This window comes from Flavonifractor sp. An10 (genome assembly GCF_002161215.1).
In the GTDB taxonomy this organism is placed as follows: Bacteria; Bacillota; Clostridia; order Oscillospirales; family Oscillospiraceae; genus Flavonifractor; species Flavonifractor avistercoris.
The window spans coordinates 382,438-404,189 of record NZ_NFMB01000002.1 but is presented as its reverse complement, the minus strand read 5'-3'; the positions used below and the strand labels follow the sequence as shown (position 1 = coordinate 404,189).

General features: G+C 47.2%; 21 protein-coding genes. 15 read left to right on the top strand and 6 right to left on the bottom strand.

The features are described 5' to 3' along the window. Positions 1-21 precede the first annotated feature (21 nt). From B5E42_RS19115 to B5E42_RS04720, 6 genes are all read left to right on the top strand, one after another. Positions 22-189 (top strand): hypothetical protein, encoded by a 168-nt coding sequence (locus B5E42_RS19115; protein ID WP_162613911.1) that lies wholly within the window; start codon positions 22-24, stop codon positions 187-189. A 116-nt stretch (positions 190-305) separates the two neighbouring features. Next, entirely contained in the window at positions 306-1,268 is a 963-nt protein-coding gene (locus B5E42_RS04740; protein ID WP_087237146.1) for a WYL domain-containing protein, read from the top strand. Positions 1,269-1,408: 140 nt separating this feature from the next. After that, positions 1,409-1,768, top strand: coding sequence for a helix-turn-helix transcriptional regulator (locus B5E42_RS04735; RefSeq protein WP_087237144.1), 360 nt, complete (start codon positions 1,409-1,411; stop codon positions 1,766-1,768). A gap of 14 nt (positions 1,769-1,782) precedes the next feature. Next, entirely contained in the window at positions 1,783-2,397 is a 615-nt protein-coding gene (locus B5E42_RS04730) for an ImmA/IrrE family metallo-endopeptidase (protein ID WP_204244378.1), read from the top strand. 114 nt (positions 2,398-2,511) lie between these two features. Next, positions 2,512-3,054 (top strand): hypothetical protein, encoded by a 543-nt coding sequence (locus B5E42_RS04725; RefSeq protein WP_087237140.1) that lies wholly within the window; start codon positions 2,512-2,514, stop codon positions 3,052-3,054. A gap of 314 nt (positions 3,055-3,368) precedes the next feature. Then, positions 3,369-3,860, top strand: coding sequence for a hypothetical protein (locus B5E42_RS04720; protein WP_087237138.1), 492 nt, complete (start codon positions 3,369-3,371; stop codon positions 3,858-3,860). A gap of 204 nt (positions 3,861-4,064) precedes the next feature. On the opposite strand, the gene B5E42_RS04715 is transcribed toward B5E42_RS04720, so the two are convergent. Further along, positions 4,065-5,303, bottom strand: coding sequence for an IS110 family transposase (locus tag B5E42_RS04715; RefSeq protein ID WP_087235867.1), 1,239 nt, complete (start codon positions 5,301-5,303; stop codon positions 4,065-4,067). Between the two features lie 818 nt (positions 5,304-6,121). Here B5E42_RS04715 and B5E42_RS04710 point away from each other — a divergent pair. The 6 genes from B5E42_RS04710 (at position 6,122) to B5E42_RS04685 (ending at position 10,626) form a co-directional block, all read left to right on the top strand. Continuing rightward, entirely contained in the window at positions 6,122-6,340 is a 219-nt protein-coding gene (locus tag B5E42_RS04710) for a helix-turn-helix domain-containing protein (protein WP_087237136.1), read from the top strand. A gap of 151 nt (positions 6,341-6,491) precedes the next feature. Further along, entirely contained in the window at positions 6,492-7,706 is a 1,215-nt protein-coding gene (locus B5E42_RS04705; RefSeq protein WP_087237134.1) for a site-specific integrase, read from the top strand. A gap of 374 nt (positions 7,707-8,080) precedes the next feature. Beyond that, on the top strand, positions 8,081-8,671 hold the full coding sequence (locus tag B5E42_RS04700; RefSeq protein WP_087237132.1) for a helix-turn-helix domain-containing protein: 591 nt from the start codon (positions 8,081-8,083) through the stop codon (positions 8,669-8,671). Beyond that, positions 8,671-8,943, top strand: coding sequence for a DUF6809 family protein (locus tag B5E42_RS04695; RefSeq protein ID WP_087237129.1), 273 nt, complete (start codon positions 8,671-8,673; stop codon positions 8,941-8,943). Before B5E42_RS04700 ends, B5E42_RS04695 begins: the two co-directional genes overlap by 1 nt. 4 nt (positions 8,944-8,947) lie before the next feature. Continuing rightward, the gene (locus B5E42_RS04690) at positions 8,948-9,310 is read left to right on the top strand and encodes a TnpV protein (protein ID WP_087237126.1); all 363 of its coding nucleotides are present in this window, start codon (positions 8,948-8,950) and stop codon (positions 9,308-9,310) included. Positions 9,311-9,414: 104 nt separating this feature from the next. Further along, positions 9,415-10,626: an ATP-binding protein gene (locus tag B5E42_RS04685; protein WP_087237441.1), complete on the top strand. Its 1,212-nt coding sequence runs from the start codon at positions 9,415-9,417 to the stop codon at positions 10,624-10,626. A 145-nt stretch (positions 10,627-10,771) separates the two neighbouring features. On the opposite strand, the gene B5E42_RS04680 is transcribed toward B5E42_RS04685, so the two are convergent. From B5E42_RS04680 to B5E42_RS04660, 5 genes are read right to left on the bottom strand one after another with little or no spacing between them, the layout of a single operon-like run. Further along, a complete protein-coding gene (locus B5E42_RS04680; protein WP_087237123.1) occupies positions 10,772-13,501 on the bottom strand; it encodes a restriction endonuclease in 2,730 nt (909 codons plus the stop codon). Between the two features lie 26 nt (positions 13,502-13,527). After that, on the bottom strand, positions 13,528-16,152 hold the full coding sequence (locus B5E42_RS04675; protein ID WP_087237121.1) for a DEAD/DEAH box helicase family protein: 2,625 nt from the start codon (positions 16,150-16,152) through the stop codon (positions 13,528-13,530). A 1-nt stretch (position 16,153) separates the two neighbouring features. Beyond that, positions 16,154-16,801, bottom strand: a complete 648-nt coding sequence (locus tag B5E42_RS04670) for a hypothetical protein (protein WP_087237119.1) — start codon at positions 16,799-16,801, stop codon at positions 16,154-16,156. A 14-nt stretch (positions 16,802-16,815) separates the two neighbouring features. Further along, positions 16,816-18,585, bottom strand: coding sequence for a site-specific DNA-methyltransferase (locus B5E42_RS04665; protein WP_087237117.1), 1,770 nt, complete (start codon positions 18,583-18,585; stop codon positions 16,816-16,818). Positions 18,586-18,603: 18 nt separating this feature from the next. Next, a complete protein-coding gene (locus B5E42_RS04660; RefSeq protein ID WP_087237116.1) occupies positions 18,604-19,038 on the bottom strand; it encodes a hypothetical protein in 435 nt (144 codons plus the stop codon). Positions 19,039-19,420: 382 nt separating this feature from the next. Between B5E42_RS04660 and B5E42_RS04655 the strand changes: the two genes are divergently transcribed. The 3 genes from B5E42_RS04655 (at position 19,421) to B5E42_RS04645 (ending at position 21,651) form a co-directional block, all read left to right on the top strand. Then, complete coding sequence (locus tag B5E42_RS04655) at positions 19,421-20,305, top strand: sigma-70 family RNA polymerase sigma factor (protein WP_087237115.1); 885 nt, start codon at positions 19,421-19,423, stop codon at positions 20,303-20,305. 82 nt (positions 20,306-20,387) lie between these two features. Further along, on the top strand, positions 20,388-20,618 hold the full coding sequence (locus B5E42_RS04650) for a helix-turn-helix domain-containing protein (protein WP_087237113.1): 231 nt from the start codon (positions 20,388-20,390) through the stop codon (positions 20,616-20,618). Continuing rightward, the gene (locus B5E42_RS04645) at positions 20,608-21,651 is read left to right on the top strand and encodes an AAA family ATPase (RefSeq protein WP_087237111.1); all 1,044 of its coding nucleotides are present in this window, start codon (positions 20,608-20,610) and stop codon (positions 21,649-21,651) included. Before B5E42_RS04650 ends, B5E42_RS04645 begins: the two co-directional genes overlap by 11 nt. The last annotated feature ends 101 nt before the right edge of the window (positions 21,652-21,752 follow it).

Here is a 21,752-nt window from a genome sequence, read left to right as displayed (position 1 = left end):
GTGTGTTTGGGACGGATAGAGATGGATGATAAAATGCCTGTGCTGACAAAGCATGTCTGGTATTCACAGGAAGAAAAAGTAGTATCGACTCAGCCAAGAGCAGGTTATCAAGAGGTCAGTTTTGCCTCCCTCGAGGAATGGTTTCATTTCATTCAGGACCTGACAAAAGGAGGATATCGGATCACCTGACACTTGGGCCATATACAACTATAGTGTGATGTGATACAGTTATGCTTATCAACATAAGGTTGTGCGTTGCCAAAGGTCAGAACAGTAGTGTGTTTCAATAACCGGGGGACATAGCTATGCGAAAGCAAAATAACACTAGAGTCTTAGAACTGTTGAAATACCTTTATTTGCGGACAGATGAAGAACATCCTGCCACCATAGCTGATATGCTGGATTTCCTCAAAAGAAAGGGTATCTATGCGGTGCGGCAGACGGTGTATGGAGATCTTCAAGACCTCATTGCAGCTGGGATTGATGTGGTGGTGATTAAAAGCACACAGAACCAGTATTTTATTGGCGCACGGATGTTTGAATATCCCGAATTAAAGATGCTCACAGATGCGGTTGCATCCTCTAAGGTTATATCTGCAGATAAAACGAATGAACTCATCCAAAAGCTCTGTCGGTTGACCAGTGAGTCAGAGGCCGAAAAGCTCCAGCACCTGGCTGCGATTTCGAGCCGAATTAAGCCACATAACGAAAAGGTCTATTACATCATTGATGGTATCCAAAATGCCATATTGGAGAGTCATCAAATCCAATTTCAGTATTACGAGTACACACCGAATAAAGAGCGAATTCTCAAACATAATGGCTATTTCTATAAGATGGATCCCTACGCCCTGGAATGGAAAAACGATCACTACTACCTGATCGGATATTCCCATAAGCATCATGGCATGGCGCACTTCCGTGTAGACCGTCTGGCCGGAGTAGAAATCTTAGAGTCCACCTATGTTCCCCACCCTGATTTTGATGTTGCCGACTACACCAATAAAATGATTGATATGTTTGCGGCTGGCCGCACAGTACTTGTCGAACTTCTTTGTGAGAATCAATTTATGAAGACTATCGTTGATTACTATGGGGAGGCAATTCCCACACATCCATACGATAATGATCATTTTGTGGCCCAAATTGAAGTGAACCCCAGCGGAACCTTTTATGGATGGGTATTTAAATTCATGGGAAGCATTAAGATCATATCTCCCAAAGAATGTGTGGAGGAGATGACCCAGATCGCTGGTAAATTTCTGTGACAACAGGGTGAGGTGTTATGAGTTTTTAACACCTCACCCTGAATATTTTTTTGCCGCTTGAATAGAACACTTGTTTGAACTATACTGTAAATAAGGTGTTCGCAATGAAGTGAACCGTCATAAGGAAGGAGGCAGACAAGATGACTTTTGGCGCTTTTATTAGCGCAAAACGTAAGGAGGCCAAGCTGAACCTCCGCGATGCCGCAAAGCACCTTGGGATTGCCTATGGGTATCTCTGTGATATTGAACAGGGGCGCCGTCCTGCTCCAGAGGGTAAATTTGTTGAACGGATTTCCTCTTTTCTGGAGTTGGACAAGCAAGAACATGAAATGCTTTTAGACTTAGCTGCAGATTCCAGACAAGCAGTTCCTGCAGATCTTCCTGACTATATACGCAAGCACGATATAGTACGAGCAGCCCTGAGAGTTGCAAAAGAAGTAGATGCTACAGATGAGGAATGGACAGCATTTATGAAAATGCTGAAAAACCGCCAGAGCTAAAAGGAGGGATTTCCTTGTATGCTCCGAAGTACCGGTTGGAAGCCATTGAAGCTATCGGGCGAAAGGTCCTACAGGAGTATGATCGCACATTGCTGGAAGGCCCTCCGCAAGCGGTTCCAATCGAAACAATCATTGAAACAAAGTTTAACCTGATTCTGGAGTACCACACCCTCCGCAAAAATGGGAGTGTCCTTGGGGAAACGATCTTTGATGACGGTGCAGCGATTCTATATGACCACCTAGAGAAACGATATCGTTTGATCGCTGTTAAGGCAGGGACAATTTTGGTGGATGAGCGGCTCTGTACAAACAGGCTTCTTGGCAGAATGCGGTTTACCTGCGCCCATGAGCTTGGCCATTGGGTGCTTCATCAAAAATTATACTCTGGAACCGGAGATGTGGCTGCCTATGAAGGCAAAACATCCTCAGATGAAAGCCATGGCCTGATTGAGTGGCAAGCAGATGCATTGGCAACGGCACTCTTAATGCCTATCCCCCAAATCAAAAAATGCTTTTACCAACTTCGATCTGGTAAAACTGGAGGACAAATAATTGTAGAAATGGCGCAAATCTTTCAGGTGTCCAAACAGGCAATACAGATTCGCTTAGAAACGCATAATTTGCTGTAAAGCTGGTTCGATAACGCCATCTGTTGTAAAAGGACTTCAAGCCCTAAGATTGTTACATGGCTTCATGCTGTGTGTTTTGTTCGCAATTTAGCGAACAAAACAGGAGGAGATATGATGAGAAAAGAGAGCCTCACGGTTCAGAAATGTAAAAAGCAGATGGACTCCCTTGGTATTGATAGCCAATCAGCGTACCACCGCGTAAAAATAATCCTGAAAATTTATCGGGATGTAGTATGGGTACTCAGTGAACGAGCAGAAGAACTGCATGAGTATGCTTGGCAACTTGGTAGCCGAGATGCCGACGCTGGCCTCTGCTATCTGGAAAATTTCGCCCCGGATATTGACCTCCAGGAATTTGAGGAAAAGGTCTGTTGTGTTATGGAGAGTCGAATGCTGGTAGATGTGATTGACCGGGCCTTGCTTCGCCTGAAACGATATCCGGACCGCGGAGAACTTTATTATGAGATACTGGTCAAGCAGTTTATTCACCGCTTTAACAGTACGGAGAAAGAACTACTGGATGAGTTAAGCATGGAGCGAAGTGTCTTCTATGACCGGAAACGAGAGGCTCTTTTCCTGTTTTCTGTTTGCCTCTTTGGATACGCACTTCCAGAGCTCCAGGAAGAAATGGAAGTACCCCGACTATTTCCCGACTAATTCCCGATGAAAAACCGACCTAATCCCTACTCCCTTCCGACTTTACGCCTGCTATACTCGGTATAGTGGCAGGTATGCACAAAAGTGAATAGCTTAGGTTATAGGAGCCCCAGACGCTGAAAAGCATCTGGGGCTCCTATGCTCCTGCCGCAATATGGTGGCAGGAGGTTGCCGGGAACGCTGAGTTGCGTTCCCGGCTTTTTTCTGCCCGGTACCAGGAGGGCCGGCGTGGATTGGGAGACTTATATCGCTAAATATCCGTGATCTCCGAAGTTTGATTTTCAAAAATTCAAAACTTCAAAGGAGATCACACTATGAAAAAACTGAAAGAGTTTGAATATGAAATCTGGACCACGGAAGAGAACGGCGAAAAGAAGTACTGGGTGCGGGTAAAGTACACTGATGAGATCACACAAGTATCCCTACCTGTACTACGGTTTTTACGTTGCGAAGAAAAGCGAATAAGAAGAGAGAAAGACGTGGAGCGAGAGCAAGGCAAAGATCTCTCCCTGAACACGCTTGCGGATGTCGACACCAGTGAATACTGGTTGGCTGATCCAAACAGTTTTGAGGATGAGATCATTGCCAATTTAACAGAAGAAGAATTTATGAAGATTCTTACTCCACGTCAACTGGATATCTACCTTTACTGTATTGTGTCAGGAGTTGGTATCCGAGAATATGCCAAAGCAAACCAAATGGATCATTCTTCCGTAAGAGCCTCCATTGCGTGTATCAGAAAAAAAGTAAAAAAGTTTTTCTTCGATACCCCCCAAACGGTAAAAAAATGTCCGTGTGATAAGTGAAGGGAGAAATTCCATCGGCCAGAGTCGATGGTTTCTGCCTTTCTTGAGCAGCGGAAACGATGCTCTTTTGCTCTTTGCTACGAAAATAAGTAGCGAGGGCGTGAACCTTGACAAACAGGCTTTCAACGCCTCATGAAAAACCATCGCAGCACAAAAAGCGGCAGGCCAAAACCTGTCGCCGGCCGAAGTATGGTACAGTGGGAATCAGCCTGGTGCCACCACAAAGTACCCCAGCTTTTGCAGTTCGTTCACCATACGGCTGGCCCGTTTGCGCTCACTTTGTTTTCTGCGGATCTCAAAACAGTCTTCGTTGTATGGAGAACCTGTCTTCAACATCGTGTAAATCAGCGCCAGCAGTTTGCGAGCCAAAGCAATCGTTGCACGTTTAGCGCCCTTCCGCTGTTTTATCCTCCAGTACCAACCGGAGAGGTACAAGCTTCGTTTTCCGGAGATGACCCATCCCACCTCACAGAGCATACTCTTCAGATACGGATTACCTTTGTTAATGTGAGCACTCTTGCGTTTTCCGGCACTCTCGTTGTTACCGGGACTCAAACCGGCCCAGGAGCATATATGCTGGGAATCCGGAAAGGCACTCATATCGGTACCAATCTCCGCGATAATGGCTGCTGCCGCAGTTACATCAATACCCGGTATGGAGCACAGGAGGCTCAATGCCTCTTCGTGCTTTATGATCTCTTTCGTAATAGCGTCCTCCACAGTATGCCGGTGCTGTTCAAGTGCTTCCAAGTGCCCAAATATCATGCGAAGAAAGCCGCGCTGGTGCTCCGAGAGCGAACCGTTCAAGGCAATCAGTATTTCGTCGATACGTTTCCGGGTCTGTGTTTTCAGACACCGATCCAGAGCTTCCCGCGAAATATTTCCGTATTCCATGAGATGACGGATGATGTTTCGCCCGGAAGCGCCAAATGCGTCCGACAGAAACGCTGTGAAGCGGAAACCGGAGCTTTGCAGAAATTTATCGATGCGATTCTTTTGGGCGGTAATGTCGCGAACGATGCTCTTACGATACCGGGTCAGATGCCGCAGTTCCCGGAAGGTCTTATCTGGGATAAAACTTCCCTTTAGTAATCCGGCACGGAGCAATGTGGCGATCCATTGCGCGTCCCGCATATCCGTTTTGCGCCCAGGCACATTCTTCATGTGGCGGGCATTCACGACCAGAATGCTGATCTGCCCATCAAAACATGGCTCCAGCATTTCGTAAATAGGCTGCCAGTAGATCCCGGTGCTCTCCATAGCGACATAGCGGCACTCTGCTTCCAACACCCAATCCCGCAGTTTCCGCATTTCCGGGATAAGTGTGCTGAAGGAGCGAATCTCGATTTCCGGATCGGTGCCCAGTTCACCTTTGGCAAGACAGGCAACAATAACGTCACGATGAATATCCAGTCCCATGGCGCAGGTCAATATGTCTTGCATCAAATCCCTCCCTGAATTATGCAGGCTGGGAATTGCCCGGGTGGGTATCCGAACTTTGCTACTCGTGCTCTTCACTTATGTGACGCAACATACTGCTGTTCTCTTGGGCAACTCGTCCACGTTGAACAAACGGGGTGAAAATCCACCAAGGTGCAACCGGACTACGCCTGCTGTATTCAGTTTAGCAAATCCTTCGGTTAACGCACAGACTATATTTTCATTCTCAGCTGTGATGGCATTTCATGAGGCGTTGAAAATAGAATATCCGGCAACAGGGATACGTCCGTTGATGAGATGCCTCCTGGAAGGGAGGCCAGAGCGACTCGGGAGGATGCGCCAAGACCACCTGTGCAGATATCAACCTGCATCAAAGACGGCCAAATAAGGTGCTGAGCGGTTCCCATCCGTCCCCAAAGCAGCCTGTGGTGGGCTGTTTCGCATTGTGTCTGGGTTTGCCCAGTCCGACCCTCATCAACAATCTAGTAATGATACTCCTGCCCATATTAAAACCACTTTGTGGGGGCAGCTCGGAGAGATCCTCGGAGGGGTGAGATTCCCGTGACGCGCACCAGCGCGGTCCGTCTGCTGCCGCCCAAGGCTCGGGAAGTAGTGTCGAATAGAGCCAACAAAAGCGCTTCATGTTAGAAGCCACGGAGATCGCCCTGCATTATCCCGCCTATGACAGGGATCAGGGAACCGCATGTTTTTAGCTACGCGGTCTCAATGCAATACCGATCCTATACTCATGCAGGATTTGGGCGGTCTCCGTTTTTGTGATATGAAGCTCATCCCAAATGTTGATAAAGGAGGCACACCAAATGAAACAGCAGCAGCCTATGTTTACCGAATATCCTGATGTCGTTGAAGTTGATGATTTGCGTAAAATGTTGGGCGGCATTAGTAAAAAGCTAGCTTATCGGCTACTTGCCGAGCAAGAGATCCACAGTGTCCGCGTGGGACGTACTTACAAGATTCCAAAACTGTGTGTGATTGAATATTTGTTGGGCGAGGAAATGTGCCACATTAACTTGTCTTAAAAAAGACATTTAGAGCCTGCTCCCTCCAAAACACGTAGAAAAGTCAAGTGGTATTTTTACGTTTTATATATGGCTATTCGAACCGCTTCATGATATGTTGAGGGTGTCAACAGCAGGCAAATACATGCATGTTATAACAAAGGAGGAAATTATGATAACAGGTTGCCTGCAACAAAAAAATGGTTACTACTATGCACTACTCTATCTAAGGGTGAATGGTAAGCGGAAGGTAAAATGGATTGCTACGAAACTTCCAGTCGTCGGAACCAGTGAGCGGAAGGTGCGGAAAGTCTTTGATGAAATACGGATGCAATATGAGCTAGTGGAAGAAGAACGCCTCCAACGGGAAGCCCAAGAAGAAGCGATGTTCAAAGGTGTCCACCCAGATGCTCGGCAAGAGTTCACTGTGTACATGGAAAAGTGGCTTAAGGGTGTTCGTGCAACACTTGCCACTGCAACCTATCAGAGTTACTCTGACATGCTGAGAGCACGCATTATTCCCTATTTTCGCCCCCAGAACATCCCTCTCATAGATGTAACGCCTCAGCACATCGAGGCGTTTTATCAGAAAATCCTAGAAGATAAATGCACCACAAATACAGTTATCCATTACCATGCAATTATCCGAAAAGCCCTGCAAAATGCGGTACGAAAAGACATTCTTCCTAGGAATCCAGCAGACCAGGTGGATCGCCCTAAAAAAAATGTTTACCATGGCACCTTCTATAATGAGGAAGAAATGCTGGAGCTCTTTGATGCAGTAGCATCCGATCCTTTAGAGGTCTGTGTAAAAATAGCAGCCTATTATGGTCTTCGCCGAAGTGAGGTTCTCGGGTTGCGATGGCATGCAATCGATCTGGAACATAAGACTATATCTATTAGCCATAAAGTGATTGAAGCTGAAGTAGACGGAAAATTTGTTCCAGTCGGGGAAGATGTCTTGAAAACCAAGTCTAGCTTTCGTACATTGCCTTTAATCCCAGCAGTAGAGAAACTGCTGCTGGAAGAAAAAGAGAAGCAGGAAATGTACCGTCGGCTCTTTAAGAAATCCTACTGCCGTGATTACCTTGACTACATCTGTGTTGACCAGTGTGGTCGGCTTCTCCGGCCCAATTATGTTACAGAGCATTTCAGTTGGCTTATTCAAAAATACGGTCTAAAGAAAATTCGGTTCCATGATCTCCGCCATACTTGTGCGAGTCTGCTTCTCAGCAACGGGATTTCAATGAAGCAGATCCAGATCTGGCTTGGCCACAGCACATTCTCTACTACAGCTGATATTTATGCTCACTTGGACTTCTCAGCTCAAGAACAGTCTGCAGCGACAATGGGTGCCATGTTTGTGCGTGGGAAAACTTCAGTATAAAAAAGAAGGGCTCGTAGTGGGTAACCCACTACAAGCCCTTGGCGGAGACGGTGGGATTCGAACCCACGGACCGGCTCATCACCGATCAAACGATTTCGAGTCGGTTGTCCAATTATACACTTCTTGAAATTCCCAGGCGTTTTCAGGCGGTTTTATCCGCTGTCTAGCCCTTGTGCCACAGCGGTTTGCGCTAATTGATCCGGCCCCATGCCCTCAAACCCCTGAAATTCGAATAAATGCCCGTTTTGGCCGTTTTTGGAGAGAACTCAAGCGTTTTGGAGAGAACTACGGAGAGAACTGCGGGCGAAAGTGCCCACCTGGCAACACACAGGAAATGGCTTTTTTGATGCAACATTTCTGACGAGGTGATTGCCATGAATTATGAGCCAATTAACTGGGATACCGTTCCTGATGTGATGAGCAAAGACCAGTTCTATAAGCTGTGCCATATCAGCAAATCCACCGCCAGGTACCTGCTCCAAACCGGCAAGGTACCCTGCCAATATACCGGCAAAAAGACCCGCTGCTATCAGATCCGCAAAGAGGATGTGCAGACTTATCTCCGGGGAAAGGGAATCTGCCCGGAGTTGTATCTGCCCCAACACACAAAGCGCAAAACGAAATTTCCGGCCCTGACGTCGAAGGAGCTGCCGGAGAAAACCAGAAAGGCACTGAAAGGGTATCTCTTGAGGCTGATGAAGGACTGCCCCGATGTAATGTCCGGCAGACAGGTGGCCAAGTTGATCGGCTACGGCCCCACCACTGTCCATCAGTGGTGCCGCAAGGGTGAGCTGTACTACATCCAGTCCGGCGGCAGCTACTATATCCCCAAAGTAGTCCTTATTGACTTTATTTGTTCCATGCGGTTCCGTACGATCCACCGCAAATCCCAATGGCATATCGTCACCATGATGTCCTTCCACAAGGAGATGGATGCCCATACCAAGCAGAAGGAGGGCAAATGATGCGCTATCTAGAGCAATTCTTCTATGGCAATATGGACCCACAGGCGCGGGAAAGCATCCATCCCGAAGCAATGAGGAAGGTGCAGCGGACGCTTTCCGATCTGGAAAAATGGCTGCTGGAGCAGCTAGAGGAACCTCAGAGGGATCGTTTCTTGGCGTATACCGACGCCTGGAGCGAGCTGAATGCCCGCTGTGACCTAGACAGCTTTGTCTGCGGCTTTCGCATGGGTGCCAGGTTGATCCTGGATACTTTTATGACGGAGGAGGAATAGACCTATGAGTCAATCTTTGACCTATACCCAGGTGGGGGACTATTACTACCCTGATCTCTGCTTGCCGGAGACAGATGACCGACCGCTGGGCAAGTACGGTATGCTTCGTAAAACCTACCTGAAGCAGCACAGACCCATGCTGTACGACCGCTTGCTGCTGGTTGGGCAGCTGGATGACCATCTGGCAGAGATTGACCTGCGGGCCGAAGAAATGGTGATTGATATGGTGGAAAAGATGGCAGCTACCAGTGGAGTGGACGAGCGCCTGAAGGAGTCAGACCAGATGGCATGGGTAGGAGCCATGAACAATTTCAGGGCCGCTGCCGAAGAAGTTGTCCTGCGGGAACTGATATACACAATACTATAATAAATTGGATGGTAGACTTGTCACACCCATATTTTTCGGGTAAAATAGGAGTGTAGTCTGATATTATCCGAAATGAGGTGAGGGATGTGTACGTTACCCGCCACATGGAGCCGGTGGTTCTGGAGGTCTCCTCCCAGTATCCCGCATTGCTGATCGTAGGTCCCCGGCAGGTGGGCAAGACCACCATGTTGGAGCATCTGATCGAGGTAGAGGGACAGGGACGGACAGTTGTCACTCTGGACGATCTCACAGAGCGTGAGCTTGCAAAGACCGACCCCAAGATGTTCTTCCAGCTTCATAAGCCGCCTCTCCTGATCGACGAGGTGCAGTATGCCCCGGAGCTGTTTCCTTACATCAAAATGATGGTGGATCAGCGCCACCAGCCGGGTGACTTCTGGATGACCGGCTCTCAGCTGTTCAAAATGATGGAGGGTGTGCAGGAATCTCTGGCAGGGAGAGTGGCTCTGCTCCACCTGTCTCCCATGTCACAGAGTGAGATTCTCCATTGTCCTGCCGCAGGCCCCTTCCGAGTAGATCTGAATGCGCTGCAAAAGCGGCAGCAGCACTGCCCGGTATGCGACACTCCGACCATGTATCAGCGGATTTTCCGGGGTGGTATGCCCGCACTGGTCACCGGCCAGTATACCAACGCCAATCTGTTCTATTCCAGTTATATTGATACCTATATGGAGCGGGATGTGCGGCGGCTGTCCTCTGGAATCGACAGTCTGAAATTTCTGCGGTTTCTGCGGGCCACCGCCGCCCGGGCCGGTCAGCAGGTGAACTACAAGGGCATTGCCGATGATGCGGAGATCGACCAGGCCACGGCCAAGAGTTGGCTGCATATTCTGGAGGCGCTGGGTATTATATTTCTGCTGCACCCCTATTCCAATAATCTGCTGAAACGGACGGTCTCCACGCCCAAGCTGTATTTTTACGACACTGGCCTGGTGTGCTATCTGACCCGGTGGACCAGCCCGGAGACGGCTATGGCCGGGGCTATGAACGGGGCGCTGCTGGAGAATTTCACGGTGTCTGAGGTTATGAAGTCCTACCAGAACGCGGGGCTGGAGCCGTTTCTCTACTACTATCGGGACAGCGACGCCAAGGAGATCGACCTGCTGCTGGAGCAGGACGGAAAGCTCTATCCGTTGGAGATCAAGAAGATGGCCACCCCGCCGAAAAAGCTCACAAAGGTCTTTGAGTTGATCGACAAATCTCCGCTTCAGCGTGGTACCGGCGCGATACTGTGCATGGCAGAAAAGCTGGGGGCCTTTGACGAGAATAATTTGATTGTGCCTATTGGGTTAATCTAGTCAGGGTGTCTATGGGTTAAACTGGTTATTCAGCTTTCCGTTTTAAAAATCAGGATAGCAAAGCTGGGGCTGTTGCATTATTTTGCAACAGCCCCTTAGCTGTTGGTAAATATACAATTTTATACTGAAAAATTTTCTGCTGTGTTCAGTTGATAGCGGGAGATTCCTCGAAACTATTAGATGATAAATATTTGACCCATAGAATCATCGAATTTCCGTACCGTGTTCTTGAACCATCCTTCCATTTCTTTGAAAATTTTTCTTCAAGCTTTATTCCCATTTCATCACTTTTAATAGAGGGGTTTTGCTCCATCAAAGATTTTGAAAATATAATTGTATCTGCCTGTTTGATATTTGTAAAAGCCTGAGAGAGACTACAAATAATATAAACATCATTTCCGTGTTTTCTTATTGCGCGAGCAGCTACTAAAGCTTCTATTGCATTCCTGTACCCGTTCGATTTAAGCGTATCGTAGTTTGTTTGTCCAGACTTAATCAATTTGTACGCAAATATCATTTTTTCAGGAGAAGTCTGTCCCCAAAATAGATTTTGACCGCCGCTTTGATATCGACCTCTACGAGTTCTTGCATCCAAATTAAATACAGCAGACTTAGCACTCGGTACATTTATAAAATGAGTTTTGCCGTGAGTTTCTTCAAACAATCCCAAGCATACAAACCAATTATATAATTTACTGCAATATGTTGCTTTTGTCTTGGTATTAATATTGGTATCGGTATAAATTCCATGAAAAATCTTAGCAAATAAGGAATAATCAAAATATTCAATTCCTAATTTTTTTATTTCAATGTATACAGTATGCTTCTTAAAAATAGTTTGTAGAGAGGATAAAAGGGCTTCTTTTGTGCTTGGGATGATATGTATAGCATTTGAGTTTTTTTGTGCAACCCCAAACATAACAGCGTCAATCATTATATTATCAATTGTAGATGTACTTATAGACAATTCATTTCCCAATTCTGAAGATGTCAAATCTCCTTTGTCTATCAGGCACACGAATGCGCGCATATCTGTTCTAAACTGCTGCTGAGGAATATAATCTAACATAAGTTCTGGAACAGTCTTATTTAAAACGTAATCTCGGAAAATATCCCAGTACAACGTTAACTTTGATGCACGTCGGATTACAATTCTTCCATTTATCAGAGTTTGCACCATATCGCTACCATATGTTTCTGTAATTGAAAAATAATCCGCCGGTGAAGATTTAGCAATCTCTATTACGCAAGCGTGCTGGTCTGGCGTTAGTTCCGAAATATCCCTTTCAAACAAGTCCACTATATTAAGTCTTTGACCAATAACATAGTCCTGACTGTTTCCATCGTGTATCAACTTGAAGACATGAATGCATAACTTTTTTAACAACCAAGGGTATCCTTGACATTGTTTGGTTAAGTAATTGTTTAAAATGGGATTAACAGGCTCTTGCAAATGCCTACCAAAAAGCTTAATGGCGCTTTTAATTTCTGTTGCCTTAAATTGAGACAATTCAAATTCTTTACGCCTATCTGCCAAATTTGACCACATATAATATGCTGGATGGTCAGCAGGAATCGTTAAATCTGTTTTCCATGCAAATCCTAAAACAAGTGGACCTTGTAGCGCATCTATCTCATTGCAAAGGACACGCATATTATCAAAGAGTGGATACAAACCCTTTTGAGAAAACAGCTCTTCAAATTGATCAAATACAATTACAATAGTTTTCCCGTGTTGTTTTAAATATTCTAATGTCTTTTGAATTGAACTATCATTTAGGTATTGACTTACAGTAGTTGAATTGATGTCCCTCGTTGTAACATCTGTAAATCCTTGTGAATCAGCTTCAGAAAAGCAAGATTTAATTGCCATCTCTGCATATCGTGCTGACATAGCAGTACGGACATCTACTGCGTATACAAAAAACTTTTTGGAATACTTTCTGCTTTTTGTTACCAGGGAAGCCAATTTCAATACAACAGAACTTTTTCCCATGCCAGATGGTGCTTTTATAGAAAACAATCTTGTTTTTGAATTGCCACCATTAACACATTCTAAAAATTCAAGCATGTCTGCCAAAATCTTTGCTCTACCAACAAAATCTTCCGGTCTTGCTGGGCGATAGTCGCTCCAATCATCACCACTTATTACTGGAACAATGTTTCTGTATTCTTCGGCAAGCAATTCTGTTTGCTTAGAGTCAATATTTTCGCTACCGAGCCATTGAAAACTACTAAAGCTGTTTTTATGGGCCTTTAAATTATTAAGTTGTTCAGTTGATGTAATTCTTTTACCATGAACTGCGTCAAATGCAAGAACCGTTGAGGACATTCCCAGCGCAGGATCAACAACTGGTATGATCCAGTACATGCCTGAAGAGGTGCACATTAACATTGCATCATCTCCAGCCACAAATTCATTTGAAATTAGGCCAAGCATTTTATTCAACGGTTGAATTTGTTTAGAGTCGACTAATAAATCCAGAATTCTGTCCTGCGTATAAAAAGCCAATTTTCCTCTGTCACTATTTGATTCTCGCTCCCATTCAATCCGCGTGCCTTCAGCATCTTTAGACAGAGGCCCTGTCGTAACAAGCCAACAAGCATCAGCTTTGCGCAGCATTATGTTGCCTAGCAATTTAGTGATGACATCCGCAGGCAAAGCATTCTCATGCGCTTTACACTCAACAAGAATCTCTTGATTTGTAATTTTGTGTCTTGCATATACATCTATTTCCATGCCAGTTACACGCACCGTTTGCGTAACTTCAAACTGCTGAACCGTCAATATTTGTGCCACTAACTGCTCCAAAATACCGCCCTTAACGGTTGTGGATTCATCTTCCTTTGTACAAACTTCAATTCTAGTGGTCATATCTTCCTCCAAATATTTCAGGAAAATTACAATCCCTTCACAATCTCCATAAACCGCTCCAGAGAATACGCTCCCGGATAGTCCGGCTGCTTGGTCTCAAACACCATGTAATACTTGTACTGTTTTCCGGCCAGCTTCGCCCACTGGTCGCCGATTTTGGCTTTCTCCTTGGACTCATCATTATCCAGGTGATCCCCCTTGGTTTCTACCATCAGTACCTTTCCGCTGTGGAGCATCACGATGATGTCGGGGTAGGCGTGAACAGGCCCGTTAATCTGGAAGCCCAGTCTGGAGATATTGCGGTGCCACCACTTAACGTTACCCATTTCTGACAGTGCCCACACCACCTTGAACTCGTACTCGTTCATATCTTCTTCGGCGGTATAGAGCGATTTCGGCACCATCGAGGTAAATGCCGTTGGGGAGATCACCGCTGGCAGCGCATAGTTGGGCAGGCAGGAAATCTTGTCCTGCTCTAGCCAGGTATCAAAGACGCCGGAGCGATGCTGGGCAATCAGCTCCTTCACCTTCCCCTGAATCTTTACGACATAGGGATACGGCGACTGCTCCAGCTCGGAGAGCTGATCTTCGCTCATGGTGCCGATCACCCGGTCGATGTACTCATCCAGCTCCCGGTCGTTGACGCAGTTCATCTTGGACAGCTTTTGCTTGATAATGCCCTTACACAAAGAAAGTCGCTTTTCCGAGGGCTGGGTGTTGAACCATTCCCGGAAAAAGGCGCTGTCACCGCCGGACAGCCGCCACGCCTTTGCGGTGCTGTCTTTGCTGTCGTCTACATCCACCCGCGCCATCTCAGCGTTGACGGTGGTGAAATCCACATGAGCGTCTTTGTCCCGCAGGGAGAAACCACCCTCCAAATGTTCCAGTTCCAGGGTTTCGTGGGCTTCCGAAAACAGGCTGGGGCCAGTCTCCAACATAAATTGGGGGAAACGCAGGGTGGCGGCTTCATCTGCAAAGTCCTCATTCATTCGGAACTGATTCATTTTGTCGCGCACCTCCGATGGAGCCTGGCTCAAAGCGGTGTTGTCGGCCTGGTTGATCTCGTCCTCATAGGTCTTGTTCTGTTGCAGGGCCTGTGACAGCATAGGGTCTGACTGCATCGTTCCATCCTGCACGGATTGCTCCGCCTCCTGTGCAGCTGCTTCAAAACGTGCCTTCAAATCCGAGCCGTCTACCTCCGGCAAATCCGGTTCGTCAGCGGGAAGGGCTACAATGGGAAGCTGCTCTGTCTCTGCGATGGGAGGTGCCATAACGGGAACATCCACATCCTGTGCCCGGTAGTCATGGCTGCTGAAACCGGCGCTATTCAGCCCGGCCACAACCTTCTCCAGCGTCTGATGAAAGTCTGCGGAAGATGTGATAACATAGGAGAGATTCAGCACCTCGCTGCTGTTCTTCTGCGTGTAGGGCAGCCGAAGCACACGCCCCAAAATCTGCTCCACATCCACAGTAGAAGTACGGTTTGCCACCGTGGCCAGCACATAGGCAAAGGGGCAGTCCCAGCCCTCTTTCAGGGCATTCACGGTGATAATGTACCGGATGGGGCAGTCTGGGGACAGCAAGTCCACATTTTTCAGCTCGTCCTTATCGCCGGTTTTGATAGCAATTTCCTTTTCGGGAATACCGCCATCCACCAGCGTCTTCTTGATTTTTTCGTATGTGGTGCTGTCCGCATTGTTGCGGGGCTGTGCCTGGAACAAAACGATGGGACGAATGTAGCGCCCGCTGGTTTCCTGTTCCCGCTTAGCCTGTGCCTCCAGCTTGGCACGAATAGCGATAGCATCCCCGTATACATCGGCCTGAGATTTACGGTTGTAGACGATGACCGGCAGCTTGACCATGTTGGCCTTTTTCAGTCGAGCAGCGTCCACAAAAGAGATGATATTGCTTTTCTTCTTGGGGGTGGCGGTCAGGTCAAACACAAAGCTGGGATTAAAGTTTTGCAGCATTTCCACGCTCAAATCCGAAGTGGCATGGTGGCTCTCGTCCACGATGACCACCGGATTGAGATAGCGGATCACCTGGATCAGCGCCGTCTCATCGGTATCGGCCAGCAGAACGGACGGATCATCCATCCACTTTGCAAACTCGGCCAGATAGCCGTTCTCCTGATAGGCTTTGCGCCCTTCTTTTTTGCTGGTGCGGAAGGAATCATAGCTGAGCACAAACAAGGAAAGCTGTTTTGTCACAGCAGAGGGGGTGAAGTTCTGCCCCATGAGGGCCTGTTCCTTGGAGTACACCTGCACCCGCCCGCCAAAATCCACATCCAGCCGCTGGCGGTAGGGATGGTCTGGATTTTCCAGTGCCTTACGGGTCTGGGTCAGAATGGCCTCGGAGGGCACCAACCATACAACGGCCTTGGCGCTGAGCTGGGGCATGGCGTCAAAAATTGTCCGCAGAGAACTGGCGGCGATATAGGTCTTGCCGCCGCCGGTGGGTACCTTAGCGCACACATGGGGCACGCCGGGGAGCACATTCACATAATTCGGCATACCTCCCAAGCCCACCAGAACATTCTTTTCGTTCCAGAGGGCCTGATACGCCTTTGCCGGGCTTTGTAGCTCCACAACCAGCTCCAGGTAGTGTGCAAGATCAGCAATGATCTCTTTCTGATAAGATTTCAGTTCCATATTATGTACCACCTATGTCTTCAACAGAATCGCTATATATTAGATCAAACACACTGCTTTCTACAATTTTAGGCCCAAATTCAGTGTGAATACTCCACATATATAGCCATTCCATGGAGTATAGTGCTGCCAATGACAAAACCATATTTTTAAGATTTGCCTTTACAAAGTTGATTTCACCATCTGCATTTCTTGATGTGCGTTGGTGTTTCATTTTGTTGTAATCGCTCCACCAACTGGGTGTGTCACAGTTTGGAAGTAATTTGTATCTTATATTTCCTTTTTTATCTGAATATTGGGTATATCCAAACTTATCCCATGGTTTGACCACATACCCGTTAGTAAAGTGGATACGGGCTTTTGCGATTTGGGGCATATTATTAATGAGGACATATCCCCAGTGGGAAATAGTGGGCCTTTGAATTGTACAGAAGTCTGGGTCAAAATGTTCTGCAATTTCTTTTGCCACAACATCAATCTCACTGCACACAGCCTGAATAAGTTTCAAATACTCAACAGAGTAGGTGCGATCATTGTGTCTGTCAAAGGCAACATATTTCTGTGTGTGCTTAAAGGCTTCCTCAAGCTCAAGGTAATAATTCCAGTAACTAGAGACAAATTTAGATATTTCGGAAAGCTCTTCCGCCATTTTGCGTCTCTCCTTTACAAGCGAGCAATGTCCCGAGGGATTTTCTTAAAGGTGATGTTGTGGCGGCGCAGCGTCTCCTGGGGGATGGCGCATAGGTCGGCATAGATGGTGTAGCCCTCGGCTTTGGTCTGGATGGTGGATAAAAAGGCATAGTCCAGGGTAGTGACGCTTTCCCGCTCATAGTAGAAGTAATAGGCGGTGTTGCGGCACAGGCCCATGAAGTAAGGCTCGTCCATGGGCTGTTCGGCGGGCAGGGGCTCTTTGGTCTCCATGAAGTAGACATATTCCCGGATTTTTTGCGGGCCTACTTCTTCGTTGAGGTTGCCGTTCGGCAGCAGAAGTACAGGACCCAGCTCATAGTAGCTGAAATTGCCGCCGGTGCCTTCCACGGCTTTTTTGCCCTCTCCATAGCCGTCAATTACCCGTTTAACACGCTCGGCGGTGATGCTGTCGGCGTAGTCCATCATTTCCACCAGGATGAATTTACGGTTGCCGCCGTCGGCCTTGTTCATGTTGAGCACGGCGTGGGTGGTAGTTCCGGAACCGGCAAAAGAATCAAGAATGATGGAATCAGGATCAGATGCAATTTGTAAGATGCGCTCAATAAGACGGGATGGTTTTGGAGTATCAAAAGGAGAACGGCCATTAAAAATTACCGATAGCTCATTAGCCGCTTCTCCAGTATGACCAACATCAATATGAGGCCAAAGATTTGTAGCCACTTTTCCAGAACTCTTATCAAGATACTGTTTTCTTCGTAAGCCACCTTTGCCTTTGGCGGTAAAGTACAATAGCGGCCAAGGTCGCTCTTTTTTTATTCCTTGATTGTATCGATTAAGTGCCTCAGCTTGAGCTGTTTCAAATGGCTTTTTGAGCATAATCGCATTTATTTCTTTTGAAACTCCTCGATCGCTGCCACAAATTTCACATCTTTTCTCATAGTCGTTAATTATCCTTAACTCATAATCTGTCCATTCATTCATGCACTCAAGCATTTGTGCCTGCCCAAAGCTCCAACAGCGTCCAAGTGGTGGATATAGTAATTCCCCTGTAATCGGATGTTGTATTGCATACACCATTCCTTGGTGGGTTGCAGCACCAGGAGCACTAATTGTAACAGATGACCATTCGTGCTCGTCTCCATCTTGGCTACTATATCCTTCATCCATTGCGGCAGTACGCTGCAATCGTTTAGGAATCCATTGGCCTCGCTTGGAAAATACAAGTATATGTTCTATCTCTGCTGGAATTCCTTTTGAATCGTTCCGTTTAGAATAAGTTCTTTGCCATGATATATTTGATACAAAACAGTTAGGCCCAAATATTTCATCGCAGATTTCTTTGAGATTGTATAATTCATTATCATCAATACTAATAAAAATAGCTCCATCCTCCGCCAACAGCCGTTGCAACAGCTTCAAGCGGGGGTACATCATGCACAGCCACTTATCGTGCCGGGAAAGGTCCTCGCCCTCTTTGCCAACCACTTCTCCCAGCCACCTTTTGATCTTGGGGTCATTGACGTTATCGTTGTATACCCATGCCTCGTTGCCGGTATTGTATGGAGGATCAATGTAGATGCACTTCACCTTGCCCTCGTACTGGGGCAGCAGGGCTTTCAGCGCCTCCAGATTGTCACCGTGGATAATCATGTTTTCGCTGCCATTGTCCTCGGCGTGCTGTCCGGCTTCATCATAGCTGTACTGGCGCTCCAGCACCCGGTAGGGCACCTCCTGGTGGTGGTTTACCACTTTATCTTTTCCAATCCATTCAAGTGTTGGCATATTGGCTCTCCATTCAATTTACAAAAGATTTAGCTGTGCCTCGGTGAATAGCCCACTCTGTTTGAGTAGCTTCTTCAGGCACTCCTTATATGTCGCATTGATTGCAGCACGAACCGCCTCTTTCAAGTATACGATTCCAACCATAATTTGAAGCTGCCGGTCAAGCTCCTGCAAATGAACCTCAGCATAAAACTCCGCATTTACTTGGTAGACATACACTCCGGTAAGTAAGGATGTCTGATTGATAAACGCACCGTATTCTTTCAGATATTCCTGCAAAACTGTCCATTTTCTGCTCTTATCTTGTGTTTGAATGGCAGAAACGGCCTTTGATGCTTTTTGAGCCGCCATGATGACTATATGGGTCATTTCTGAGGCCTTTTTTACGTACCCTATCATCTTGGTGGCATTTTCTTGCGCTTGAAAATCTATTTTTTGATTCATATCGAACATCTTAAGCGTTCTCCTATGCGATAAATATACTTATACTTGGGGAAGTAAATCGACAATATCCCTGATATTGACTCCCAACACACCGCTTCCAAATCTATTGTAAGCGGCAACCATTTAGGCTAACTTGTCGGGAAATTGATGCTTTTATTATAGCAAATACAAAAATTTAGGACAATACAATTTCATGTCCGAACACAAGATCTTAGGTTAAAGCAGCTATATCTATAATTACTTTAGATTGATTCGACAAAAATTGACTTTAATCTCCCGCATGAAGTGATAAGCTCTAAAAAATTTTACATGATTCAGGAACAATCTGGTACTTTCAGTCCGTTTTAGGGGCAGAGTGGTAAGCTAATACTCAAAATGAAGGAGGGATTTTATGACACAGCAACCCGGCAATGCTTCCAGTGCAGAGGCCAACACACAAAACGCTCAGATTTCTTTGATGGTCTTTCCATATGACACCCCTCTGCGCTATTTGCCGGCCTATTACCTGCTGCCGTTGGATATGATCTCTAAAAGTAAAGAATGCCGTGATATTCCAAGATCTGCTCTAAAGGCATTGGAAAGCGAGCATTACCGAAAAGTCATTTTCAATACGGAGTTTATCCATTTGATGATGGAAGCAATTTCCTTTCTGGTATGGCCTCATCTTGGGATCTATGCTAAGAAGGAAGCATTTTCAATGGATGACCCCATCTATCGCTGGACCTATGCCACGCCCCTTTTTCTAAACTGTCTGGCAGAGATCTCCGACTACAACTTGCAGTTTCTCTTTTCTCGGCCAAGATCATTTGAATATCCCTACCGTACCATGGATGAGGTCAACACCATTATGCATACTACGGTAGAACGAGCGATAGATAAGCATGGTATGAAAGAGATTATTGAAGTTGTAAAGCAAAACCGTTGTGACGAGGACTATTCATCCGTCAACTCAGCAGCCAAGATTGATTTTCTAAGGAAACGCTACCACACCAGGAATTTTGCGCCCCGTATGGAGGAATCTCTGGACGGACTGATGGAGGGAGCAACCGAACCAGATCAGTCCAACATAGAGGAACAAGTCGTAGCAGAGGTGCTGGTAAAAGACTTTATAAAACAGCTTACCCCTCGAGATATTCACATTCTGGAACTACGCAAAAATGGATATACCTATCAGGAAATTGCAGATCAGTTGGGATACCACACCCACAGTGCAGTGAAAAAGCGGGTGGACAGGCTGGCAGAACAATGGCTGGCATATACGCAAGGGCATACATAGCAAAAAAACACAGGTCGAAAGGCCTGTGTTTTTTTGCCCTTTAACAGCTAATCACGCGCAAAAAATGAAAGGATGAAGCACTATGAAGAAATCAGAACTTCGGGACCTCTATCACATGATGTTTCCGGACTATCCGGACATTGTGACCGTGGCCCAGCTCCAGAACATGCTGGGCATCAGCCGCCACCTGGCCTACCACCTGATCAATGACGGCCGTCTGGCTGGCATAAAAATCGGCAACTCCTTCAAGATTCCCAAGGTCAGCGTCATTCGCTATGTGATGGAGCAGGAGGCGCAGGATCATGCCGGTTGAGAAGATTCAGTACATGGATGCGGACACCCTGTTGACCAGTCCATTGCAGCGCCCCTTCTTTGTGGTGGAGGGGCTGATTCCTCAGGGGCTGAATACCCTGTGCGGTTCCCCCAAAATCGGCAAGAGCTGGCTGATGCTGTGGCTGGCATTGCAGGTGGCGCGGGGAGAACCCCTGTGGGAATTTGCCACCCATCGCTGTGACGTGCTTTACCTGTGTCTGGAGGATACTTACGCACGGATTCAAAGCCGTTTGCAGCAGCTGACGGAGGAAGCACCAGAAACCCTCCGCTTTTCGGTGCTGTGTCAGCGGCTGGGGAGCGGCTTACAGGAGCAACTGGAGGATTTTTTGAGGGACTATCCCCAGACCCGGCTGGTCATCATCGACACTCTGCAAAAGGTGCGGGATGGCACGGTGAACAAGGGCAGCATGTATGCCAGCGACTACGGCGACATGGCTTCCCTCAAGGCCATCGCAGACCGCCATAACCTCTGCATGATCCTGGTTCATCACCTGCGCAAGCTCACCGACAGCGCAGACCCCTTTAACGAGGTGTCCGGGTCCACAGCCCTGATGGGGGCGGCGGATGCCACATATCTGCTGAAAAAGAGCAACCGGGCCGAAGAAGAAGCCATCCTCCTGGCAACCGGTCGGGACATCGAATATCAGCAGCTTATCCTCCGCTTCGAGAACTACCGCTGGACGCTGGTAGAGCGAAAGGATTCAGCTACAATTCAGAAGGACGACGTGCCACCGTTTCTTTTCCGGCTGGTGGAGTTTGTCAAAGCACAGGGTGGCTATGAGGGAAGCGCCACAACGCTTTTGAAGCAGATGGGCGAAACAGAGGTTACGCCCAATGCGGTGACCCGGTATATCGTGCGCCACTGGGAGCGAGTTCTGGTTCCGGAAAATATCTGCTATTCCACCCGGCGGACAGCCTCGGAGCGCATCCTCCGCCTGACTCTCACCCATGACAGCAATGACGCAAATGACAGCAATCCCGTCATAGAGAAAGAGCCGTCACAGCCGTCATAACCGTCATAACCGTCATGCCGGTCAACGTAGCCCGGGCAGCCCAGGGCACCCCGTGAAGGGGTGTCCTGGAGGGTAGCGAGCATAGGCTTTGTGTTGCCCAC